Origin of the sequence: Methanoregula sp. (genome assembly GCF_028679125.1) — an archaeon.
In the GTDB taxonomy this organism is placed as follows: Archaea; Halobacteriota; Methanomicrobia; order Methanomicrobiales; family Methanospirillaceae; genus Methanoregula.
This window is the reverse complement of record NZ_JAJRCG010000006.1, coordinates 1-21,853: the sequence shown is the minus strand read 5'-3', so window position 1 is coordinate 21,853 and position 21,853 is coordinate 1. Positions and strand designations below refer to the sequence as shown.

General features: G+C 52.4%; 22 protein-coding genes. All 22 read left to right on the top strand.

Annotated elements, in window-relative coordinates:
• Nucleotides 1-51: 51 nt before the first annotated feature.
• On the top strand, nt 52-1,689 hold the full coding sequence (locus tag LUQ43_RS05720) for an ABC transporter substrate-binding protein (RefSeq protein ID WP_299964969.1): 1,638 nt from the start codon (nt 52-54) through the stop codon (nt 1,687-1,689).
• 24 nt (nt 1,690-1,713) lie between these two features.
• The gene (locus tag LUQ43_RS05715) at nt 1,714-2,694 is read left to right on the top strand and encodes an ABC transporter permease (RefSeq protein ID WP_299964966.1); all 981 of its coding nucleotides are present in this window, start codon (nt 1,714-1,716) and stop codon (nt 2,692-2,694) included.
• Complete coding sequence (locus LUQ43_RS05710; protein WP_299964963.1) at nt 2,691-3,512, top strand: ABC transporter permease; 822 nt, start codon at nt 2,691-2,693, stop codon at nt 3,510-3,512. The genes LUQ43_RS05715 and LUQ43_RS05710 overlap by 4 nt, the downstream gene beginning before the upstream one ends.
• Nucleotides 3,509-4,444, top strand: coding sequence for an ABC transporter ATP-binding protein (locus LUQ43_RS05705; RefSeq protein WP_299964959.1), 936 nt, complete (start codon nt 3,509-3,511; stop codon nt 4,442-4,444). The genes LUQ43_RS05710 and LUQ43_RS05705 overlap by 4 nt, the downstream gene beginning before the upstream one ends.
• Nucleotides 4,437-5,225 (top strand): ATP-binding cassette domain-containing protein, encoded by a 789-nt coding sequence (locus tag LUQ43_RS05700; RefSeq protein ID WP_299964956.1) that lies wholly within the window; start codon nt 4,437-4,439, stop codon nt 5,223-5,225. The genes LUQ43_RS05705 and LUQ43_RS05700 overlap by 8 nt, the downstream gene beginning before the upstream one ends.
• Before the next feature lie 218 nt (nt 5,226-5,443).
• Nucleotides 5,444-6,298, top strand: a complete 855-nt coding sequence (locus LUQ43_RS05695; protein WP_299964954.1) for a type IV pilin N-terminal domain-containing protein — start codon at nt 5,444-5,446, stop codon at nt 6,296-6,298.
• A gap of 4 nt (nt 6,299-6,302) precedes the next feature.
• A complete protein-coding gene (locus LUQ43_RS05690; protein ID WP_299964951.1) occupies nt 6,303-6,929 on the top strand; it encodes a type IV pilin in 627 nt (208 codons plus the stop codon).
• A gap of 174 nt (nt 6,930-7,103) precedes the next feature.
• A complete protein-coding gene (locus LUQ43_RS05685; protein WP_299964948.1) occupies nt 7,104-7,964 on the top strand; it encodes a hypothetical protein in 861 nt (286 codons plus the stop codon).
• 1,505 nt (nt 7,965-9,469) lie between these two features.
• Complete coding sequence (locus LUQ43_RS05680; RefSeq protein ID WP_299964945.1) at nt 9,470-10,273, top strand: type IV pilin N-terminal domain-containing protein; 804 nt, start codon at nt 9,470-9,472, stop codon at nt 10,271-10,273.
• A gap of 4 nt (nt 10,274-10,277) precedes the next feature.
• Nucleotides 10,278-10,889 (top strand): type IV pilin, encoded by a 612-nt coding sequence (locus tag LUQ43_RS05675; RefSeq protein WP_299964943.1) that lies wholly within the window; start codon nt 10,278-10,280, stop codon nt 10,887-10,889.
• Nucleotides 10,890-10,915: 26 nt separating this feature from the next.
• Nucleotides 10,916-11,722, top strand: a complete 807-nt coding sequence (locus LUQ43_RS05670) for a type IV pilin (protein ID WP_299964940.1) — start codon at nt 10,916-10,918, stop codon at nt 11,720-11,722.
• 7 nt (nt 11,723-11,729) lie between these two features.
• Entirely contained in the window at nt 11,730-12,371 is a 642-nt protein-coding gene (locus tag LUQ43_RS05665; protein WP_299964937.1) for a type IV pilin N-terminal domain-containing protein, read from the top strand.
• Between the two features lie 25 nt (nt 12,372-12,396).
• Nucleotides 12,397-13,350: a type IV pilin N-terminal domain-containing protein gene (locus LUQ43_RS05660; protein WP_299964934.1), complete on the top strand. Its 954-nt coding sequence runs from the start codon at nt 12,397-12,399 to the stop codon at nt 13,348-13,350.
• Nucleotides 13,351-13,360: 10 nt separating this feature from the next.
• Entirely contained in the window at nt 13,361-14,011 is a 651-nt protein-coding gene (locus LUQ43_RS05655) for a type IV pilin N-terminal domain-containing protein (protein WP_299964931.1), read from the top strand.
• Between the two features lie 584 nt (nt 14,012-14,595).
• The gene (locus tag LUQ43_RS05650) at nt 14,596-15,498 is read left to right on the top strand and encodes a methyltransferase domain-containing protein (protein WP_299964928.1); all 903 of its coding nucleotides are present in this window, start codon (nt 14,596-14,598) and stop codon (nt 15,496-15,498) included.
• Nucleotides 15,499-15,547: 49 nt separating this feature from the next.
• Complete coding sequence (locus tag LUQ43_RS05645; protein WP_299964925.1) at nt 15,548-15,850, top strand: hypothetical protein; 303 nt, start codon at nt 15,548-15,550, stop codon at nt 15,848-15,850.
• A 359-nt stretch (nt 15,851-16,209) separates the two neighbouring features.
• Nucleotides 16,210-16,404: a hypothetical protein gene (locus LUQ43_RS05640; RefSeq protein WP_299964922.1), complete on the top strand. Its 195-nt coding sequence runs from the start codon at nt 16,210-16,212 to the stop codon at nt 16,402-16,404.
• Entirely contained in the window at nt 16,401-16,706 is a 306-nt protein-coding gene (locus LUQ43_RS05635; RefSeq protein ID WP_299964919.1) for a type II toxin-antitoxin system RelE/ParE family toxin, read from the top strand. The genes LUQ43_RS05640 and LUQ43_RS05635 overlap by 4 nt, the downstream gene beginning before the upstream one ends.
• Before the next feature lie 666 nt (nt 16,707-17,372).
• Nucleotides 17,373-18,641: an ATP-binding protein gene (locus LUQ43_RS05630; protein ID WP_299964916.1), complete on the top strand. Its 1,269-nt coding sequence runs from the start codon at nt 17,373-17,375 to the stop codon at nt 18,639-18,641.
• Between the two features lie 1,722 nt (nt 18,642-20,363).
• Nucleotides 20,364-21,050, top strand: coding sequence for a type IV pilin N-terminal domain-containing protein (locus LUQ43_RS05625; protein WP_299964913.1), 687 nt, complete (start codon nt 20,364-20,366; stop codon nt 21,048-21,050).
• A complete protein-coding gene (locus LUQ43_RS05620; RefSeq protein ID WP_299964910.1) occupies nt 21,050-21,586 on the top strand; it encodes a type IV pilin N-terminal domain-containing protein in 537 nt (178 codons plus the stop codon). The genes LUQ43_RS05625 and LUQ43_RS05620 overlap by 1 nt, the downstream gene beginning before the upstream one ends.
• A 7-nt stretch (nt 21,587-21,593) precedes the next feature.
• Nucleotides 21,594-21,853 (top strand): type IV pilin (locus LUQ43_RS05615; protein WP_299964907.1); only part of this gene is annotated, 260 nt, incomplete at its 3' end.

Sequence of the window (21,853 nt, the reverse complement as noted above, 5' to 3'; positions counted from 1 at the left end):
CCGTGGTCGATTGGTACTGGCTACTCGGAGTACCGTTTTGGGTGAAGATTCATGGAACAAAAGCCAGACCTGAAGAGAAACCGTATCATTATCTACGCGTGTTTATGCATCATCGGAATTGCTGCCATATGCGTTGCTGCATGGGGTACAGGGTCTGGCACTGCTGCCGGCAGTGTGACGAAGACCCCGTCCACGACAGAAGTCATCATTCCTGAGGACTCGTCCTCATCCATTACCTATTCCAGCAACATGCAGAAAGGCGGGACCCCTCCGGGGGTTTACCAGGGGCTTGTCATCAAGGATCTCAACGGCACGTTCGATCCCGCTCTTGCAGAAAGCTGGGATATCTCTGCCGATGCAAAAGTCTGGACCTTTCACCTTGTGAAGGATGCCTCATGGAGCGATGGCGTCCCGTTCACCTGTGCCGATGTGAAGTTCACCAATGATTACATGAAAGCTAACAACCTCACGCTGGCATACGTACTCCATGACGTAGAGACTGTTGACTGTCCCGATGACAACACGGCAGTCGTCACGCTGAAAACTTCCTATTCCGGGTTCCTCGACCAGATCTCGCGCCAGCCGGGTATCACGATCTCCCCCCAGCACATCTGGCAGAACATCACCGACCCGCAGCACTACGAGGATAACCAGTTCATCGGCACCGGCCCGTTTGTCTTTGACCAGGACACCGCCGGGTATGTCCGGCTGCTGAGAAACGATGCCTACTACGGAAAGAAGGCGCAGGTCACCGGAGTGGTCCTCAAGGTGATCACCAACCCGGACAGCCAGGTGCTTGCCCTGAAGAACGGCGAGGTCGATGTTGTCTCCGATATCACTCCCGCCGTGGCAGAGAGCCTGAAGGGCGAGAAGAATATCGCCATGTACACGATCAACGATACCGGTGCATACGAAGTTGCTTTCAACCTCGGGCAGTACCCATCCAACATCACCGCCTTCAGGAAAGCAATGAGCCATGCTGTCAACCGTGACCTGATCAGTTCCCTGTTCGGCACCGGCAGGCCTACCGAGACCACCTTCCTGGTCCCCAGCCTTGCCGGCAGTTACGTGAACCCGGCTGACGTAGGGATGTATAATTATAACCTGACCGAGGCTCGGGAGATCCTGAAGAGTGCCGGGTTTACTTGGGACAATGAGGGGACCCTCCTGAGCCCGGATGGGAAAGCGGTTACCCTGACCATCCCGATGAACACCCTGAGCTCGGACAGCAATATCCAGAAGATCGTATCGGTCCTGAAGAATGACTGGGGCACCCTCGGGATTAAGGTGAGCACGGTTGCGTACGAAGACAAGAAGCAGTACCGCAAAGCAGTCGGTGCCAACGCGGTCTTCATCGATTCATTCCCGGTGACCCTGCATGACGATGCAGATGCGCTGTCGGATTTTGCGGTCACTCCCCTCCAGGAGACGAATTATTACAATTACAACAATGCCAGGTACAATGCCCTGCTGGATTCGATTCATAATACCGCAGACCAGCAGGCGATCCTGCGGATGGCATACCAGCTCCAGGATATTCTTGCCGAGGATATTCCGACCGTCCCGATCTGTACATCCGATACGATTGTCGCGTACCGTTCCGACCGGTTCACCGGGTGGGATCTCGGGCCGGGATACTATACGGTCACGGATCCGCGGGTGCTGACCAACCTTACCCCGGTGCAGTGACCGGGGTAATCCGTACGGAGTGGCATGATCGATGGGCAGTACCTGCTGCGGAGGATCGGCTATAGCGGTGCCGCGTTCTTCGTCTGCGTTTCGATTACGTTTTTCATCCTGCACCTGATGCCCGGGGATTATATCACCAATTACCTCCTCTCCTTATCGAACACCCTGCCCAAGGAAGTTGTAGCGCAGTTTTACCAGCAGTACGGGCTTGACCGTCCCCCCTGGGAACAGTACCTCATCTATATTTACAATATTCTGCAGGGGCAGTGGGGGTACTCGTACCAGTACGGCCTCCCGGTCTTTCCCCTGATCATGGAGAAACTCACCTGGTCGCTCGTCATCCTGCTCCCCGCAGTCCTCTTTGGGATTATCATCGGCATCGTGCTCGGGGCATGGTCCGGGTGGAGGTCCGGGGGAAAAAAGGACCTGGCGCTCTTCAATTTCATGATCGTATTCCGTGCGATCCCGGAATTCTGGTGGGCAATCATGGCGGTGTGGGTCTTTGCCTTTTCCCTGCAGTGGTTCCCGCTCGGGGGATTCTCCAGCATCAGCGTCCTGGATTCCGGCCTGGACCCGTGGGATGTCCTGTACCATGCCATCCTCCCGATCTGCCTGATGACTTCCTTTGTCGCGACCGGGAACTACTACGTGATGCGCAATTCGATGATCGCGGTCATCGGCGAGGATTACATCACGACGGCCCGGGCAAAGGGGCTGGACGAGCATGCGGTCCTCTGGAACCATGCGCTGAAGAACGCCCTCCTGCCCATGGTGACGATGACGACCTTCCAGGTTGCCGGCATCATCATGGGCAATGTCTTCATCGAGACGGTCTTCTCCTGGCCGGGGATCGGGCTCCTGACCACCGAAGCGCTCACGATGCGGGACCTGCCCCTTCTCGAAGGGATCTTCCTCCTGGATGCCCTCATGACCATTGGCGCCATGCTGGTTGCCGATATTCTTGTTTCATATCTCGATCCGCGGATCAGGATGGGCGGCCAATGACCCGGAATATTCTCCTCCGGGTAAGTGTTGCGATTCTGTTCCTCTACTTCGCGGTCGCGCTTTTGGCTCCCTTCATCGCACCCTATGGTGCCACGGCGATTGTCGGCGCTCCCCTCCAGCCCCCGGACAGCGAACACCTGCTCGGGACAAACAACGTGGGCCAGGATATCTTTTCCCAGCTGGTGTACGGATCGCAGGTCACCCTGATCTTCGGGTTCTGCTCTGCGCTGTTGTCGGTCTCGATCAGCACCTGTGCCGGTATTGTCCTCGGGTATTACGGGGGCAGTGTCGACGAGGTGGTCTGCCGGGTCCTCGATGTCCTGATGCCCATCCCCATCTTCCCGCTGCTTATCGTGCTGACAACCTTCTTTAATCCCGGGGTAGTGCAGGTCAGTATCGTGATGGGGGTCCTCGGGAGCATCCACGGGATCCGTCTCATCCGGGCCCCGGCGCTCTCGCTTGCGGAGACGCCGTTTATCGAAGGGGCAAAATCGATCGGCGCTTCTGATCTTCGTATCATGTCCCGCCACATCCTTCCCAACCTGATGCCTATCGTGACCGTAAAGTTCGTCACGGCCTCGCAGCATTTTCTCGTAATGGGGGTGGGGCTCAGCTTTATCGGGCTCTGGGATACCATGACCGTAGACTGGGGTTCGATGATCCAGAACGCCTATTCCGGCGGGGCACTCTCCCTTGGTCTCTGGTGGTGGATCCTCCCGCCCGGCCTCGCGGTTGTCGGGATCTCGCTTGCCCTTGCGCTTGCCGGTTACAGTCTTGAGGAATCTTTCAATCCCCGGCTGGAGGTGAACCGCATATGAGCCTGCTTGCGATCGCGGACCTGTCCGTGCAGTTCGAGAGCAGGTCCGGCACGGTGCCGGTGCTTGACCACATTGATTTTGCGATCAACACGGGCGAACGGGTGGCTTTGATCGGGGAATCGGGGTGCGGCAAGACCGTGTTTGGGATGTCGGTGATGCGCTTGCTCCCGTCGAATGCCCGGATCACGGGATCCGCCCTGTATGCCGGCCGGGATATCCTGCGGGCTTCCGAGCGGGAGATGCAGCAGATCCGCGGGAAAAAGATCGCCATGATCTCCCAGAACTCCGCATTCGCCCTCAACCCGGTCCTTACGGTTGGCGACCAGATCGCAGAATCCCTCACCCTTCACACGTCATGCAGGGGCGAGGGCCTGGAGCGGGAGGTGATCCGGCTGCTCACGAGCCTGGGGATCGAGCGCCCAAAAGAGAATATGCAGAAGTACCCGCACGAATTCTCCGGGGGCATGCGGGAGCGTATCCTGATCGCCATGGCGCTTGCCTGCAATCCGGATCTGGTGATTGCGGACGAGCCGACTTCCGGGCTCGATGCGCTGGTGAAGGCCCAGACGCTCCGGCTCCTTAAGTCTGTGATGCAGGACCGGACGCTCCTTTTGATCACCCATGATCTCGGGACCGCATCCGCTCTTGCATCCCATACGGCCGTGCTGTATGCGGGAGAGATCGTGGAGTACGGCCCGACCCATGAGCTGTTCCGGCATCCCATGCACCCGTACACGCAGGGGCTCCTCGCGTCATCCCCGTCCGCAGGGTTCCACCCGATTCCCGGGATGAGCCCGGCACCGGGGCAGGTGCCGCACGGCTGCCGGTTCTGCCCGCGATGCTCAAGTGCCATGGACCGGTGCAACTCGACCCATCCCTCCCTGAAGAAGTCCGGGAACAACCGGCAGGTCAGGTGTCTCCGGTATGATTGAACTCACCTCGGTCTCGAAGTATTATTCATCAGGGTTCCTGTGCAGGAAACGAGCATATGTTGTCAATGACGTGTCGCTTGCCATCCGGAAAGGCGAGACCCTGGGGCTTGCGGGCGAGAGCGGCAGCGGGAAGTCAACGCTCGCGAGGATGATGATCCGGCTCGTGGAGCCAAGCGCAGGAAGGATCGTGTTTGACGGGATCGACCTGCTTGCACTGAAAAAACCGGCCCTGCGGCAGCTCCGGCCCCGGATGCAGATCGTGTTCCAGGATCCCGATACCTCGCTCGATCCCCGGCTCACGATCGGGGCATCCGTTGCCGAACCGCTCGTGGTCTGGCAGAAGGCCGGCCGGCATGAGCGTGACGACCGGGTCATAGAGCTGTTCGGGATGGTGGGCCTGCAACCGGAGCTCGCTGACCGCCGCCCGTTCGAGCTCTCCGGCGGCCAGAAGCAGCGGGCTGCGCTTGCCCGGGCTATTGCGCTGGAACCGGAGTTCCTTGTCCTTGATGAGCCGACCGCGGCGCTCGATCTCTCAGTCCAGGCACAGATCCTGAGTCTTGTCCAGGTGCTCCAGAAGAGGATGAATCTCACGCTCCTCTTCATCTCCCACGATCTCCAGCTCATTGGGAGGATGAGCGATTCCATGGCGGTACTGCACGAAGGAAGACTCGTGGAGTCCGGGAAGACCGATGCGATCCTGCGCCGGCCTTCCGATCCGTACACAATTCGCCTTCTCGAAGCAGCACGGGAGAGCGAGGAGTGGTTCGGGAAAGATAAATAATATAGCGCCGGTAACGGGTAGGATCGCTTGATTGTCCCCTCTTTTTAAATTCCGACTGATCCGATTGGTCATTCCAGGATCGAAACCTTAATAATTAACATAAAATGATTAACAAATGATCGTAGTTAAATATACTAAGTTAAGAATTCATAATTGGCATGGCTGGACAGTCGGGCAGTTAAAGGACTGCTGTATGTACCCCGTCATGACGTGTTCTCATGGAAAATAATTACGAGGGTTATTCAATGCATTACCTGAAACGAGTTTCAAGAAAAAATGGCGACGATGGCGTCTCACCGGTGGTTGGCGTCATGCTGATGCTGGTCGTGACGATCATCATCGCGGCAGTGGTGAGCGGATTTTCCGGCGGGCTGATTGGCGGGCAGCAGAAGTCCCCGACACTATCTATGGAAGTGAAGATTTCGAATACCGGGAGTTATATCGGTAGTGGTTTCTCGGCAAATGTGCTCGGAGTAAGCCAGCCAATCGCTTCCAAGGATCTCAAGATTGTAACAACGTGGACCACGACAATGAAGGATAATGAAAGTGTGGATCTGTCCGATACCCAGAAAGGTGTACCTGAGGGAAATATCTTTACCGGAGGAAACACCACGCTTCCGAACAGCGCAAATGTAAATTGTTACCAGGGAATGAAGACAAAAACCGTTACTACTTGGGCGACAGCTCCCTTCGCAGTGGGAGTGGGTATTAATCAGTCAAATCCGACCGATCCCATCGGTAGTTTAACCTCACAAAGCGATCGGAAGGCGGGCTGGTTCGGACAATACACAGTCCAACAGGGTGTCAATCTCTTTGCTTATCCGTACGGATCTGATTCCGGCATGGCAATTGGTGGGGCTTCCGGAGCTGCATCGACCAGTGGATATAACGGCGTGACTCCGTTTGCGTATGCCACTGGCAGTTATGCTCAAGGACAGATTGATCCCACAGCAGCGGTACTTGGAAACGGCTGGGAACAGCTCCGGGCCGGGGACACCGTGCGTGTCAAGGTGATCTATACACCAACCGGTGCCGCGATCTTCACCAAGGATGTTTCGGTTACGGAGGGATAAGATCATGAAGATATTCAATGAACATGCAGTTTCACCAGTTGTCGGTGTCATGCTGATGCTGGTCGTTGTTGTCATTATTGCTGCAATCGTGAGCGGAGTTGCAGGTGGCATGGCAAAAGGCCAGACAAAATCTCCCCAGGCAACCATCCAGGGAGAGTTCAGTGTCACCTCCGGCCTGCAGATCATCCATGCAGGCGGCGACGTGCTCCCGACAAATGGTCTGGTCATCACCGTTGCAAACGGCCCGGCATTTGGTTCGAACCTGGAGTCCTACACGCTCAATACCGTGGACATGGCAAATGTTACCAATGCAGCGGGAACACCAGTTGCGTTCCGTAACCCTACATCCGGACAGATTGACGGGTACAACATCACCGCGTTCAGCCCGGGAGACACATACTTTGTAAACATCACAAATTGTGAACCGACATTCTTCCAAAAAACGGTATATTCATCTAAGGGAACTTATACATACGATGGCACCCACTGGACGTTCAGCAAATCAGGAGACAGTTTCTGGGCACTGAACTTCGTCAACCCAGCCAACATCGGGAAGACGTTCTATCTCGATGTGAGTGACAAGGCAAGTGGAGCTTTGATCTCACGGTCAGTGGTCAAGATCACCGGGTAACGGGGATTGTGAAGTCATACGAATAAATGTCTCTATGACCAGAACAGATCTGCAGTCAACAGGTTGATCATGCCGGTACTGTCCCGCCACATTTTTTTAAGAATCCTGTTTTTTATACTTAACAATAAGAATAAATTCAACACTTTTAATTACCATTTTTCCTAATAGGGATAAATGCCTGTTCAGATACCAGATACCCTCGCATGGAAAGAACCCGTGAACCCGGTCGGGTTAGAAAAACCAGCCATCCGCTGTCCCGTACCCCGTTTGTGCAGCATGCTGGTGATACTTTCAATCTGCCTTCTCCTCGTCATCCCTGCGGCGTCCGCAACGGAATATACCCTCAACACCACATCGATTGAACAGTTCAGACAGGGCATCAGCTACACGGGATCGGATGAACTGGTTATCGGGATCGAAGATGACGTCACCATCGAGAGCAACACCGATGCCGGCATTGAATCTGCGGCCCCGGTGACGATCAGGTCCCCGGATGGCAGGACACTTTCGATTCAGGTAACGAATGAATCTGAGATGATCTATGGAATCAGGGCACCCTCGGTCTCCATTGAGAGCGGTCATATCAACATAGTCGTAAAGGGGAAGAACCAGAACGGCACCAGCAATGCCTATGGAATCTGTGCAGAATCCGATAATGTCTCGATCTCCGGTGGATCGGTATTCACTACCGTTGAAACCCCGCGCCACAAGAATAAAGGAATCTATGCATCACGATTCGTCCTCATCGCCGGTGGTCTTGTCAATGTTACCCAGCACGGCGGGAGCAATACCTTTGGTCTTGACTCTGGCGAGCTGGATGCTGAAAAAACCTATGGCGGTGTCAGGATCTCCGGTGGACGCGTACTCGTTAACTCAAGCGGGGCATTGAACCGGAATATTGGTATCGATTCCCTGTCCGGGACAATCGAGATATCCGGAAACACGGTGGTTGTTGTCCGGGTAGATGGAAGCGGTGCCAGACAAAACTATGCATACAACCCGAACATCACTTCCATTTATGGGATGAATTTGTGATTTTTCCCGGAAGTAGAAATTTTTTATCTGGAGAAATCATCTGATCCTTTACGTGACGCCCGTTGGGGAATTCGCCCCCGCCGCGTGGGAATCCCCCGGGTGCAATTCCGCTGCATTACCGGAAGAATTACCCGGTATTGTGGATAAATTGCATTTACCGGAGACCTCGTTAATAACACCCCGTCTCCTGGGGGGACTGGTGGTATGAGAGGGGAGTGATCCTATCGGCTGAATCCGGTTTTCCCATGAAAAATTACTAAGTTGAGTTAACGATTCATATCAGAACAAAATCTGGATTTTTAATTTTCATAGTCCGGGTGTGGACGCTCACGCTCGTTCATGTGCGTTTCACCAGACACTTTTTTGTAAGATCTCCTGGACGTTTGAGTGTACCAGAGCCACTTTCCTGATGTGCAAATGATACCGGTGGATCGTTTAAACCAGTTTGAAAATGGAAACGTATCGAACGCTGATCCGGTATGCGCCGGATCTCTGCCGATTCGTTTTACAAATTTTCTGTTTTCTGTTGAAATGAAAAAAAGATCCGGCATCAGCGGGTGATGAAAAAGGTCCGGCAGCTCTCCCTGGGATAAAAAGATCCCCGGGGTCAAATGATCGTGAACCGGCAAGAGTGCCCTGCCATGAACCCGGCAGGACTCTCATTCGGCACGTTCCCTGTTCTCCCCCGATCCATCCCGGATCAGGCCTTCTTGCCGATCCCGCCCACCATCCCCTGATCGAGAGGTAGTTCGTCAAATTACAAGGGGTCTATTAGCGAAGTTTTGCCCTCCGGTGTAAAATCGGGTAATCCGGGGCATTATAGCGCGATTAAAAATGAATTAGCAGGGTGTTTTGGGTGAATTACGAAGGTTACTATGCACAGTATTCCTTTTGATTTTAAAAAGCGTTCAAAATGACCTTATTTTGCCGAAATAAGGCAGATTTCAGATCACGGAATACGGGGAGGTCGGCTTCCGGATAGGCCGGCTCTCCCTCGTGAGACCCTGTTACCGGGGCGTCTCCCGGAGAGCACATAATCCCCATCCCTGATAAGGCAGGTGAGTTGCGTACTGCGGGGTAATGATTGTGATGATAGTACCGGAAGCGGCTTTCAGATATGAATACACGATACCTGCCGGCGTCCCCTCTTTTTTCCGGATGATTGCCATGGCGCGAGGGAGTACAATATAATCCGGAAAGAGATCCGATCGGACCGGTTTCGGGGTGGCGGAATTAATTCACTCGTTTGTTTTTTATCTGCGATATAAATGTGGGTTTTCTGCGACGCGTATGAGCTGGCTGGAATTAATCAAAAATCAATAAAAACGATGTATTCCGGTATGAAAAAATTTAAGTTAATGCGAATAAATTGACAAATGATCACGGTTAAATATTTTTAATTAATAACGGTAGAGGGCATGTCGGGTCAGGTGGGCAGTCGTGTGGCTGTTTTTTAGGTCCCGTCATGGTGTGTTCTCTTAGGGAGAATAATCAGAGGATTTTCTATGCATTATCTGAATCGATTATCCGGAAAATATGGCGACGAGGGAGTTTCACCGGTGATTGGCGTGATGCTGATGCTGGTTGTGACGATCATCATCGCGGCAGTAGTGAGCGGATTTTCAGGCGGATTGATCGGGGGGAACAACCAGAAAGCCCCGACCCTTACGATGGATGTGAAGATCTCGAACACGGGAAGCTGGATCGGCAGCGGGTTTACGGCAACGGTCACCAGCGTGAGCGAACCGATTGCCACGAAGAACCTCAAACTCGTGACTTCGTGGAAGACTACCAATAAGGATACCGGGGCCAGTCTCTCCGGGGGCAATACCTCAATGCCGCTGGTGAAAAATGTACGGAGTCCGAAGATTGGAAGTGGCGAACTCCTTTCCAGCAATGCACCCTATGGCACCGGTTCCGGTGTGAATGGATCGACCGGTGCACAGAGCCTGACCGATCCCTATTCAAAGCCGGACCAGCAGTTCGGCAACTACACCCTGGTACAGGGAACCGGCCTGACCGCAGTACCTTACGGAAGTTATCTTGCAACGGCTATCGGTTCTGCAACGGGTCAGAGCGATCTTGGCGGGTATGGCATCCCGGTCTCGGTCAACCCGTCGTCGAAAGGACCGTATAAATATACGACAGTGGCGGGTTATTTTGTCAAGGGATCTCTTGATGCAACCCAGGCCGTGCTCGGAACCGGGTGGGAGAACCTGAGAGTCGGGGATACCGTGAATGTACGGGTGGTCTATCTGCCGACTGGCAAGGTAATTTTTGACAAGGATGTTGTGGTAACGGAGGGCTGAGATCATGACAAGGAAATATACAGAACGTGCAGTCTCACCGGTCGTAGGTGTGATGCTGATGCTTGTCGTGGTGATCATCATAGCGGCAGTTGTATCTGCATTTGCCGGTAGTGCGGTGGGCAGCCAGAAGAAAGTTCCCCAGGCAACCATCCAGGGAAAGTTCAGTGTAGCCACCGGTATGGAGATCACCCACGCGGGCGGGAATGCGCTTGCAACAAACGATCTTGTCTTCACGGTCAGGAACAGCCCGGTCTTCGGGCCGAACCTTGAGCAGACCACGGCACAGATCCTCAACAAGTCAACGATCCAGGACAGGACTGGCCTGTGGCTCGATAATGGCGACGGCAGCACGAATGTGACATCGTTCAAATCCGGGGATACCCTGTTCATCAACAGTACCTATATCCGGTGCGACTGGCTCCAGCCGGTCATAGTCCCCACTAATTATGAGTCCGCGATCTCGTCAAAAGACGAATTCACGTATACCGGAGGGGAGACGCAGCGCTGGGGTCTCTGTTTCAAGAATAATGATAACATCGGCAAAACCTTCTATTTCGACATCAGCGATAAGAACGGAAACCTCATCTCCCGTAGCGAGGTAACGATCGCCTCATGATCCGGCGATGTGTACGGAACGGATCAATGAGTGAACTAGGTGAATACATGATGAAAAACCAGAGAGATATGGCAGTGTCCCCGGTGGTAGGCGTGATGCTGATGCTGGTCGTTGTGATCATCATCGCAGCGGTTGTCAGCGGATTTGCCGGAGGGCTGGTTGGCGGGAGCAATCAGAAGACCCCCTCCCTCACCATGGATGTGAAAATTGTGAACTCAGGGTCGTGGACTGCGAGTGGGTTCTCCGCAACCGTTACCGGTGTGAGTGAGCCCATCCTCACCAGCGATCTTAAGATCATCACATCCTGGAAGACGAGGATGAAAAACAATCTCGGGACTGCGAATACCGATTTGAGCCTGATTAATAACGGGACTGTCATTAGCGGTGGGAATACCACTCTCGGTGGGAGAGCAAATGTCATTGTGGTGGAACCGGATCACAGTCTGACTGAATCTGTCATGAGCATTGCACCTTATGGATTCGGGATGCCGCAGGCTGCCGGGCAGGCTGCAATTCCCCAGAGCCAGGAAACCCCCTATAAAAATCTGGACCAGCAGTTTGGGAATTATTCCCTGTCACCTGGCGTAAGTATGAGCGCAAAACCGTATGGAAGCAAACAGGATGGAACCGGGGATCCTTATACCAACGGATATGGACTCAAGTACCCCTTTGCCTACACCACGGACAGCGATGTGTATACCGATCCTATACAGGCAGTGCTGGGCTATGGTTGGGAGGAACTTCGTGCCGGTGATATCGTGACCGTAAAATTTGTCCATATCCCGAGCGGAAAGACGTTGTACTCCAAAGATGTTGCAGTAACGGAGGGCTGATAAGATCATGACAAGGAATCATAACGACAGTGCAGTCTCCCCGGTTATCGGTGTGATGTTGATGCTGGTCGTTGTCATCATCATCGCGGCCATTGTCTCCGCATTCGGTGGCGGGATTGCCAGCGGTCATTCCAAAGCACCGCAGGCTCAGATCAAAGGGACGTTCAGCATAGCGGATGGCATGACCATCATACACGCCGGCGGGGATTCGCTGGCGACCAAGGACCTGGTCTTCACGATCCGTGACAGCCCGACGTTCGGGGCAAACCTTGAATCGTCCACTGCACAGACCGTGAACATGTCGACAATTCAGGTCAGTGCAAGATTGAGCAGAACTGGAGCAGCCGGCCCAATGATGACAGTTGACGCGGCATTTTATATGACCTCATTCAATCCCGGAGACATGGTAACGATTAAACCGGCTGACTGTACCTGCAACATTCTCCAGAAGGGAATTGTACCAACGGATTTTGCCGCGAATGTAGGATCCGATGGTTACACGTACGACACAGAACACACCGGTGCACAACCTGCAGTCTGGGCACTCTGTATCCGAAACCAGAACAGCATTGGCAAGAGCTTCACGCTCGAAGTGAGTGACACAGCAGGGCACACGATCTCAAAAAGTGATGTGGTGATTACTGCATAATCCCTTTTTTGGGAGTCATGATATCATGAAAAACAAAAAAAAGACAAACCCCCGTAATGGAAAAGAAACACATAACCAGAACTGTGATTATGCCGTTTCACCAGTAATTGGTGTGATGCTGATGCTAGCTGTCGTTGTCATCATTGCGGCAATCGTGAGTGCATTTGGTGGGGGACTGGTCGGGGGCAACAACCAGAAAGCCCCGACCCTCAACATGGATGTGAAGATCATCAATTCGGGAAGCTACCGTAGCACAGAACTATCGGCGATAGTCAATGGTTTGAGCGAACCAATCCCGACAAAGGATCTGAAGATTATCACTTCATGGACGACGACAATTAAACAGAATTACTATATCGACGACGATGATTATCGTGAACCCTCGGTAGCAGGTGTCGGCTGTATCGTCAATCTTCCAAACGGAACCGTCTATCATGGCGGTGCTGAAGTCATACCGGGTATCACAAATTCGTGTACGGGGAGAACTCCTTGTAGCGTAGCACCGTACGGGTTTGGACCTGGTGTTGAAAACACTTCCACCTCTGATTTGGCAACAGGATCTACCGGGGGTGCGGTGGTTCCCGCATTCAACTGGCAGGCTTTCACGGTAACTCACTTCGGCAATTACAGCCTGCAGCAGGGAACCGTGATGATGGCCGAAGCGGGCGGGCGGTGTCTTAACTGGCCCACGACCGGGGGAATACCAGATTCCTACGATATGGGAGGGTATGGCTCTTTGGCAGGTAGTAAAACAAATCCGTATACATACGTAAGTGGGAATTTCTATCGTCTATATACCGGGAGTAAAACCAACCCTCAGGAGATTCTCGCGGACAATGGTGAGATCGATGGTATGCAGGCCCTGTTGGGATGCGGCTGGGAGAATCTGCGGGCCGGGGATATTGTGAACATGAAGATTGTCCATGTCCCGTCCGGGAAGACGATATTCGATAAGAATATCGTGGTGAGTTCTACATGAGGCGATCATCATGATGAATTTTCATAACACTCATAATGCCGATGCAGTTTCACCTGTAGTTGGCGTAATGCTGATGCTGGTCGTGGTGATCATCATCGCGGCGATCGTCTCCGCATTTGGTGGCGGGATTGCCAGCGGTCAGTCCAAGACCCCCCAGGCAACGATCAAGGCTACATTCAGCGTCGCGGACGGCATGACCATCCGTCATGCTGGTGGGGATGCAATTCCCTACAATAATCTCGTCTTCATTATTAAGACTGGACCCGGATTCGGACCAAATACAGAATCGGTTTCTACGCAGAACATCAATACGAATCTGATCACCGATCAGGATGGGAACCCGGTGTTTTCGACCGGCCAGATCACCGGTAAGACATCTTTCAAGCCCGGGGACACGCTCTTCATCAGTGCAGAGAACAGTACGTGCTATCCCCTGCAACCCGTGATATCTGAGGCGTTGATCGGTCCATCTCGTGGGAATACGAAATGTAGTCCATGGTGGAACCCTGTAACCAGCCCAACAACATATAAGGGAGGCTGCGGCGCATTCTGGCAGCTCTGTTTCCGGAATCCTAACAATGTAGGTAAGGTTTTCATCATCCAGACAAGTGACAAGGCCGGAAACCTGATCGCAAAGAGTGAGGTAAAGATCACACCGTAACGGGAAGCGTCGGAAAGAGAAGACTCAAATTAAACGGGATCTCATACAACGGCAATAAAATCTGCCAGGGAATCACGTCGGGTGGAGGCAGGCTTCCTGCCGCTTACCCTGTACATCCTCTTTTTTGTGCTCGGTAGAACCTTTTTTGTGATATGATTGCGCCCCTCTTGCGATATCCCGGTGTATCTGCACAGAAAATTTTTGCGTTTTTATGTGCAATACGGTACTATCGCAATCGGGAATGCCCCATGGCGGGATAAGTCCCCAGGTGTGTTACACGGGGAATTGAATGATCTCTCCAGCGTTTTTTTGCGTTTTTCCCGGATTTTCCCGGGTGCCACTCCGCACCCGGTGAACATTCCGACACGATAATTCCCGCCCGGGTTGTCCAGTGCCATGTACCGGAACGCAGTTGAACGGGCTTGTTGGAGAAGTGGCCTTTCTCCCGACTCATCACCGGATATGTTCCAGAATATTCCTGTATCGGGCAGATTACTCCCGGCCACATACAGCGCCTTCAGGCTGGTCCACGATATAAAATCATTGTACTTGATAACCACAAAAATTAATCAAATGTGGTAATCATGAACTATAGATCTTCCATGAATGCGCCAGCAGCTGAATCAGAACACTCCCCGGAAACATACTGGCAGGAGCGGTGGAAGGAGCAGCGCCTTGCCCGGCTTGCCGTGCCACGCACCGGTTCCCCGGATTCATTCTGGAACAATAAAAAACGGCTCTCGGATCACTTCATCCGGAATCTGGACAGCGGGAGGAAGGACGCGGAGGAACGGATTGCCACCATGGGGATCCGCGACGGGTCGCGGGTGCTCGATATCGGGGCCGGCACCGGCGTCCTGAGCGTTCCCCTCGCAGCCCATGGCTGCGATGTCGTGGCCGTGGAACCCGGTGAAGCAATGCGCGATGCTCTCGTGCTGTATGAAAAACAGCAGCAGGTCCGGCCTGTCACGATCATCCCGAAGCGCTGGGAAGACGTGACACCGGAGGAACTGGGTGCGCCCTTCGATATCGTGATCGCATCCTACAGCCTCATGATCACCGACATTGGCGATGCGATCCGGAAGATGCAGGCAGTCTGTACCGGCCAGGTACACCTCTACTGGTTTTTGACCCAGCCATACACCGCCATCCTCAATACCGCGCTCTGGCCAAAAGTCCATGGTGCGGAATTCCCCGGCGAACCTACGGCAGACTGCCTCTGGCAGATGCTCTACGCAATGGGAATCCCTGCAAATCTTGCCGTGGAAGCGAGTTGCGAGCCTGCGTACTTCCCCTCGGTTGATGATGCGGCAAACGACTTCTGCAAACGTCTTGACTGCACGACGCCGGAGCAGGAGCGTGCGGTCCGCGAGTACTGCGGGACGTCCCTTGCAAAGACTGAACGGGGATACTGTGTTGCAGGAGAGGCGCTCGGGGCGCACATCTGGTGGAATGTCAACAGTTCCTGTACGTCCCGGAACCGCTGAAATTCCCGGATCTCCGGTCCTCTGATCGATACCCCATCATAATCCCGCTATGACCGAGACCTGTGACCTGCTCTGGAAATCCGAAGAAGATGCCAGGCAGTACGACGAGTTTGCATGGGCCACCTTTGCCCGGATCTATCCTGTCATTGCGGACCAGATCGTTGAACGGACCCGGATCACCCGGGGCACCTGCCTTGATGGGGGATCCGGGCCAGGATTGCTGGCGATTGCCCGCTCCCACCTTTCGGATCTCCGCGTAACGGCAATCGACAATTCGTGTAAAATGTATGAACTGGCATGCAAATCGTTCCTGATACTCTGCCGCAATTTCACGATGGATTCTTTTTTCTGAAATGATCGGGCATCTGTGTACGTGATGAAAAAATTCCTGCAGAGCGTCCGGAGAAAAAATTCTGCTTAAAAAAATGAGCATGAACGGACGTTCGTACCCGAACAATGAAAATGACATTTCTCCGTCTCTTTTGAGGGGAACAAAACCAAAGAACACTATTCAATTTTCCGGCAGACGATTTTTGAAATTGTTGTTACAAAGATCTCTATCAGCATCTTGTTTTTTTGGTAAAATCATTCATTTTTCATCTCGCTCTTTAGGGGCTTTCGCCCCTTGCCGCGTGGGTATCCCCCGATTGCGATGCCCCATGAATACAACATTCCAAAAGTATTCATATGTGCCATGTTTACCATAGTATCATGTCTGTAGTGAAGCGGATCCCCGTAACAGAACCGGTATGGAAAGAACTATCCGAGATGCGTTCAGCCGGCCAGACCTACGCGGAACTTCTGGAAGATTTGATGGAGACCAAAAAAAAGGAGCGGCTCGTCTCCGATATGAAACGCATTGAAGAAGAGGGAAAATTTGTCTCACTCTCGGAGATTGACGATTGACGTTCAAGATTCTTATCGAACAGGATCAGGTAGATAAGATCAACGGATTCGATGAGAAAAGCCGAAGGATCATTAAAGAACATCTTGAAACCCTTCGGAAAAATCCCTGTCCGGGTAAGCGGGGCGATAAAGAAAAATTTTGTCTTAAGGGTGGCTATATTCTTTACCGACAGCACATTGGAAGATCCTGGACTGCATTTTATCGAGTCTATGATACGGAAAAGATCGTAAAGATCCTGGATGTGATGCCTATCGGACAGGCTCATAAAAAATATGGTAATTTCAAATCTTTTTCTGAATAATTTTTAACATATTCTGTCATCCGGTATTTCATGGGTGATAGATGGAAAAATGCAGCGTTGTCCATTATGTTTCTTTTTACAAACTGATCGTGCACCAGCCTACGTGATGCAAAAACCCGGCAGACTTGCCCGGGATAAAAAATTTTCCCGGATCCAAATGATTGCAAACCGGCGTTTGATTCCCGGTCCGTTATCTACTGAGACCCTATAACAACTCCCGCGTCTCTCACCCGGATCCCCCGATCCTGACCCCACGGCCGGTCCCCGCACACGTCCCAAACCCCTCGTGAGGGGCAGATCGTCAAATTACAAGGGGTCTATTTACAAAGTTTTGCCCATCCGGCGTAAAATCCATAAATCCGGGTCATTATAGGCCGATTAAAAATGAATTAGTAGGGTGTTTTGGGTGAATTACGAAGTTTTTCGGGGACCCTGAATCTCCCGGGCAGGAACGAATCGCCCGTAACAAGGCCTGATTGCCAAACGGGGGCTGATTTCAGATCATGGGGCAACTGCAGGGGCAGTCCTCATCACGCGATCGTCCTCCCCCGTGAGGCCGCACTAACGGGAAGCCTCTCAGGGGGGCTGTCCGATCCTCCCGCATGATCACCCTGCCACTAACTGCCAATGAAAACATTCATTGCTTTTTACTAATTACTAATTAGTATGGTCTCAAAAGAGGTCCTGCGACATCTCGTTATCCAGCAGAAAACCCAGATAGAACAACCGGGGGATCTTGTTGAACGGACCATATTCAGCCATGTACTCGATGCCATGAACGACAACCGGGTGCTGATCCTTACCGGGATCAGGAGATGCGGGAAGTCCACGCTCCTCAAGCAGCTCATGCAGGGTGCGAAGAATTACTGTTACATCAATTTCGAGGACGAGCGGCTGCTCAGTTTCCGCGCAGAGGATTTCGGGATACTCGACGAAGTCCTCATTGAAGTATACGGGTCGGCCGGTACTTACTTCTTTGACGAGATCCAGAACGTGGAAAAGTTCGAGACCTTTGTCCGTCGCCTTCAGGACAACGGCAAGAAAATTATTCTCACCGGCTCCAATGCATCCCTGCTCAGCCGGGAATTCGGCACCCGGCTCACCGGGAGATACAAGCTCTTTGAAGTATACCCGTTCTCGTTTATCGAATACTTACGCTTTATAAAAACCGCAGTACGCAAAGAGTCGCTGTATCTTGTGGAGGAGAAAGTAAACCTGACCCGGGCATTTGGCCGGTATGTCGAGAGCGGAGGGATGCCGGAATATCTCCGGAACAATGATCCCGAGTACCTCAAAACCCTGTATGACAACATCCTGTACCGGGATATCATTGCACGGTATTCCATCCGCAGGCAGAGACTGATCCGCGAACTCGTCGGGATCCTTGCATCCACCGTAACGCTTCCGTTCACGTATAATTCACTGAAAAAAAACCTCGGGCTGATGAATGCGATCACGGTCAAGGAATACATCTCGTACTTAAGTGGCGCATATCTCTTCTTTGAACTCCTGCGGTTTGATTATTCCCTGAAAAAGCAGCTCGGTTCCCCCCGTAAGATTTACTGCATCGACACTGCCCTGTGTGTCCTGAACGGTTTTTCCCTCACACCGAATAACGGGAGGCTCCTTGAGAATGTTGTCTTCATTGAACTGAAGAGGCGGGGCGGGGAGATCTTTTACTTTGCCGGAAAGCGGGAGTGCGATTTCATTCTCAAGGACCAGAAAAAAATCACCATGGCAATCCAGGTCTGTTATGAATTCACTGCGGAGAACCGGGAGCGGGAGACCAAAGGTCTCCTTGAAGCGATGGAAACATTCGATCTTTCGAGGGGCATGATCCTTACCTACGATCAGGAAGATGAGCTGCAGGCTGAGGGAAAAACGATTGTCCTGAAACCGGTCTGGAAGTGGCTTTTGGAAGAGAGTGTACGATAACTGCCGGATCCCCAGACATCCCCTTTTTCCGGCACCTTCCGCAGCCTGTTTTGCATGCTGATCACGAAATTACAAGGGGTCTATTTACGAAGTTTTGCCCCTCCGGCGTAAAATCCGGGAATCCGGGTCATTATAGAACGATTTAAAATGAATTAGTGGGGTGTTTTAGGTGAATTACGAAGTTTTTCGGGTACCCGAAATCTCCCGGGCTGGAACGAATCGTTCAAAATGAACTCCGTTTTGCAAAATGAGGTTGTTTTGGGAAACAGGGTTCCCTGGCAGGAGGAGTACTCTACGGTAAGGTTCTCCGACGGAGATCTTGCAGGATTCTTCACCCAATCCAATGATTTTTCAGGGGATACACAGATAAGCTGCGCCACGGGCAAGTATCGGGAACCGGTAAAAATAAAACGTACACCTGCACCCTGACCGGATCCATCCGGCCCGGATCAGAAGTATGACGTGGTGAAGGTAAAGGACAGTCCCTGGGGTGTACCAGGGTATTAGTTCAGGATCCAGTACTTCTCTCATAATTTCTTCGTGAATCCTGGCAGTGTACACTACCTGCCAAAAACCTGAGTGAGTTTCACCATTATGAGCATCGCAATCGATCTCCGGCAAAAAAATTTCAACCACCCCCTCACCCCCAGCTCAAAATTTTTCAGGCAGGGTCCGGTTGATCGGCAACCTCTCTCACGCCGGCAAATCAAAAATTTTGTAGCATGTACATACATATTGTCGGATAATTATCCGATTGTAGCCTCATCAACTGACACCTCATGATCGCGATTGAAATTTTTTCAGCAGAGTCTGCTTGAAAAAATATGCCCTGGAGAATACCTGAGTCAAGACAAATTGTATGAACCCGGTACGTCTCAGAAATTTCTTCCGTGCATAGTGGATAGTCAGCAACCCGTATCACATCTCAATCATCTGAAACTACGAAGAACCGTAACAAAAGTAACAGATTTGGGTTTTTTTCCAGATCCCTTCCCGGACGAAGAGCCAGAAGAGATCAAACCGGAATAAATCTTCGTCAATCGTTCTGGGACCACGGAGAACACGGGCCAGGCAAATCCATCGAAGAGACACCCGGATATTCTTGTACAGGAACAAGATGATGGTCAGCAGGTACCGGATCGCACTGTTTCTGGAAGATGTCTTAGTATCCGGCTGGCTTTTTTTGCCATATAGTGACCATATCCGGCACCCGCTGCCTGTTGAGATCTTACGCTTTCCCTTAATTCGGGCTTAAATTTAGTGAAGTACCGGGATCGGAGAGTATCGTGCAATGTTTTTCATGCATATGATCTTCTCATCATAGAGATCACCAGCATCGGGAAAAACCGGATCCCGAAATCCCTGTCTTTCCTCCTTGATGATTCCCGTAGCACACGGGAGTGAGGTAGGGTTCAAAAAGAGTTCCTGGTACGTCCGGTACCTCAATATCAGTATTAATTTCTTTTAATTTTTATCGTAGTATCCTGTGTTGATCCGTCTCCGGCGAGGATGAAATTTTAATAATCAATTAAATCAATAAAATTGATTTTGATCCAAATAAAAAAATTTAAAACAACGTCGAAAAATTAACAAATGATCATTGTTAAATATTTTTAATTAATACCTTTGGTGGACATGGCGAACCTGTTAGCAGTCGTGCCGGCTGCCGCTCGTGCTCCGTCATGATACTACTCATGGGAATTTGAGCAAGAGGAATATTCTATGCATTATCTGAAAAGACAAACAAAAAAAAATGGCGACGATGGCGTCTCGCCGATAGTCGGCGTGATGCTGATGCTTGTCGTCACGATCATTCTTGCAGCGGTAGTCTCCGCATTTGCGGGGGGATCCATGAATGGGAGCCAGAAGGCACCGACACTGAACGCAGAGTTCCACATAAAAAACGGGGGAACTGATGCAACATCGTACTTTTCCATGAAAGTGCTTGGCGTGAGCGAACCGATCCCGACCAGGAACCTGCAGCTGATCACCTCGTGGACGACCACCAACAAGACAGATGGTACGAGCATCCCGCCGGGTGGAAACACGAGTTCTGCCGGACGCGGTGGAGTCTTTGTTAACGGTGAAACCCAAAACGGCCTGACGGTACCGACCGGGTACGGCAACGGGGTGACCGGATGGGCGAATGACATCTCTCACCCGCCGGATGCCATGTGGGGTAACTTCACCCTGACATCCGGGACCTCGACGTTCGACCGGCCCTCCCAGTACGGGCTGGCAGCAAACGGAGCGTATGCGTATGGCACTTCGCATAATCCCGATCCCATGCAGTCGATCCTTGGCGGCAACTGGAGTTACCTGAGGACGGGAGATACCGTGACGGTACGTGTTGTCGATTTGAAGTCCGGAAAGACGCTCGTTGACCAGAATGTCATGGTGGAGGGATAATGATGCAGCGTCATGAACAGGCAGTCTCACCGGTCATCGGCGTGATGCTGATGCTCGTGGTCGTGATCATCATCGCGGCACTGGTTTCTGCGTTCAGCGGGAGTGCCGTGAGCGGGACCACGAAAGCCCCGTCGGCAGTTGTTCAGGCCACCTACAGCCAGTCGAACGGGATGACAATCTCCAACAACGGCGGGGATGCGATCCCGCTGGGCTCGACAACGATCATGGTGCAGCCTTCGCGAGCGTTCGGGGAGAATGTTACCCGGTATTCCTGGGTTGTCAACAAGAGTTATGTCATCACCAGTTCGGGCCAGACCTTAGCAGCCGTCAAGGCATTCAAACCGGGCGACACAGCCACCGTCAGTAAGCGCAACTTGACCTATGTCCAGCAGCGGCCCGACTTTTCGACGGGCGATGCGGATTCCCCAGAGTACGGGTTTAACAATACAGCGAACATCGGGCTCTCGTTTAACCTTTTGTTCCTGGATTCCGCAGGGAAGTCCATCGGGCAGAGCACCGTGACGATCGCCACGTGAGGGTATTATGATGACCAAGAACAGCCGTCCGTACGGGAGTGAGCGTGGGGTCTCACCGGTGGTTGGCGTGATGCTGATGCTCGTTGTCGTGATCATCATCGCGGCCATCGTCTCCGGGTTCTCGGGAAACCTGATGAGCGGAAGTTCCGCAAAGAAGGCCCCGACGCTCTCCATGGATGTGAAAGTCGTGAACACGGGGTACTGGCAGGGAAGCGGATTCTATGCCACGGTCACCGGGGTGAGCGAGCCGATCCCGACAAAAGACCT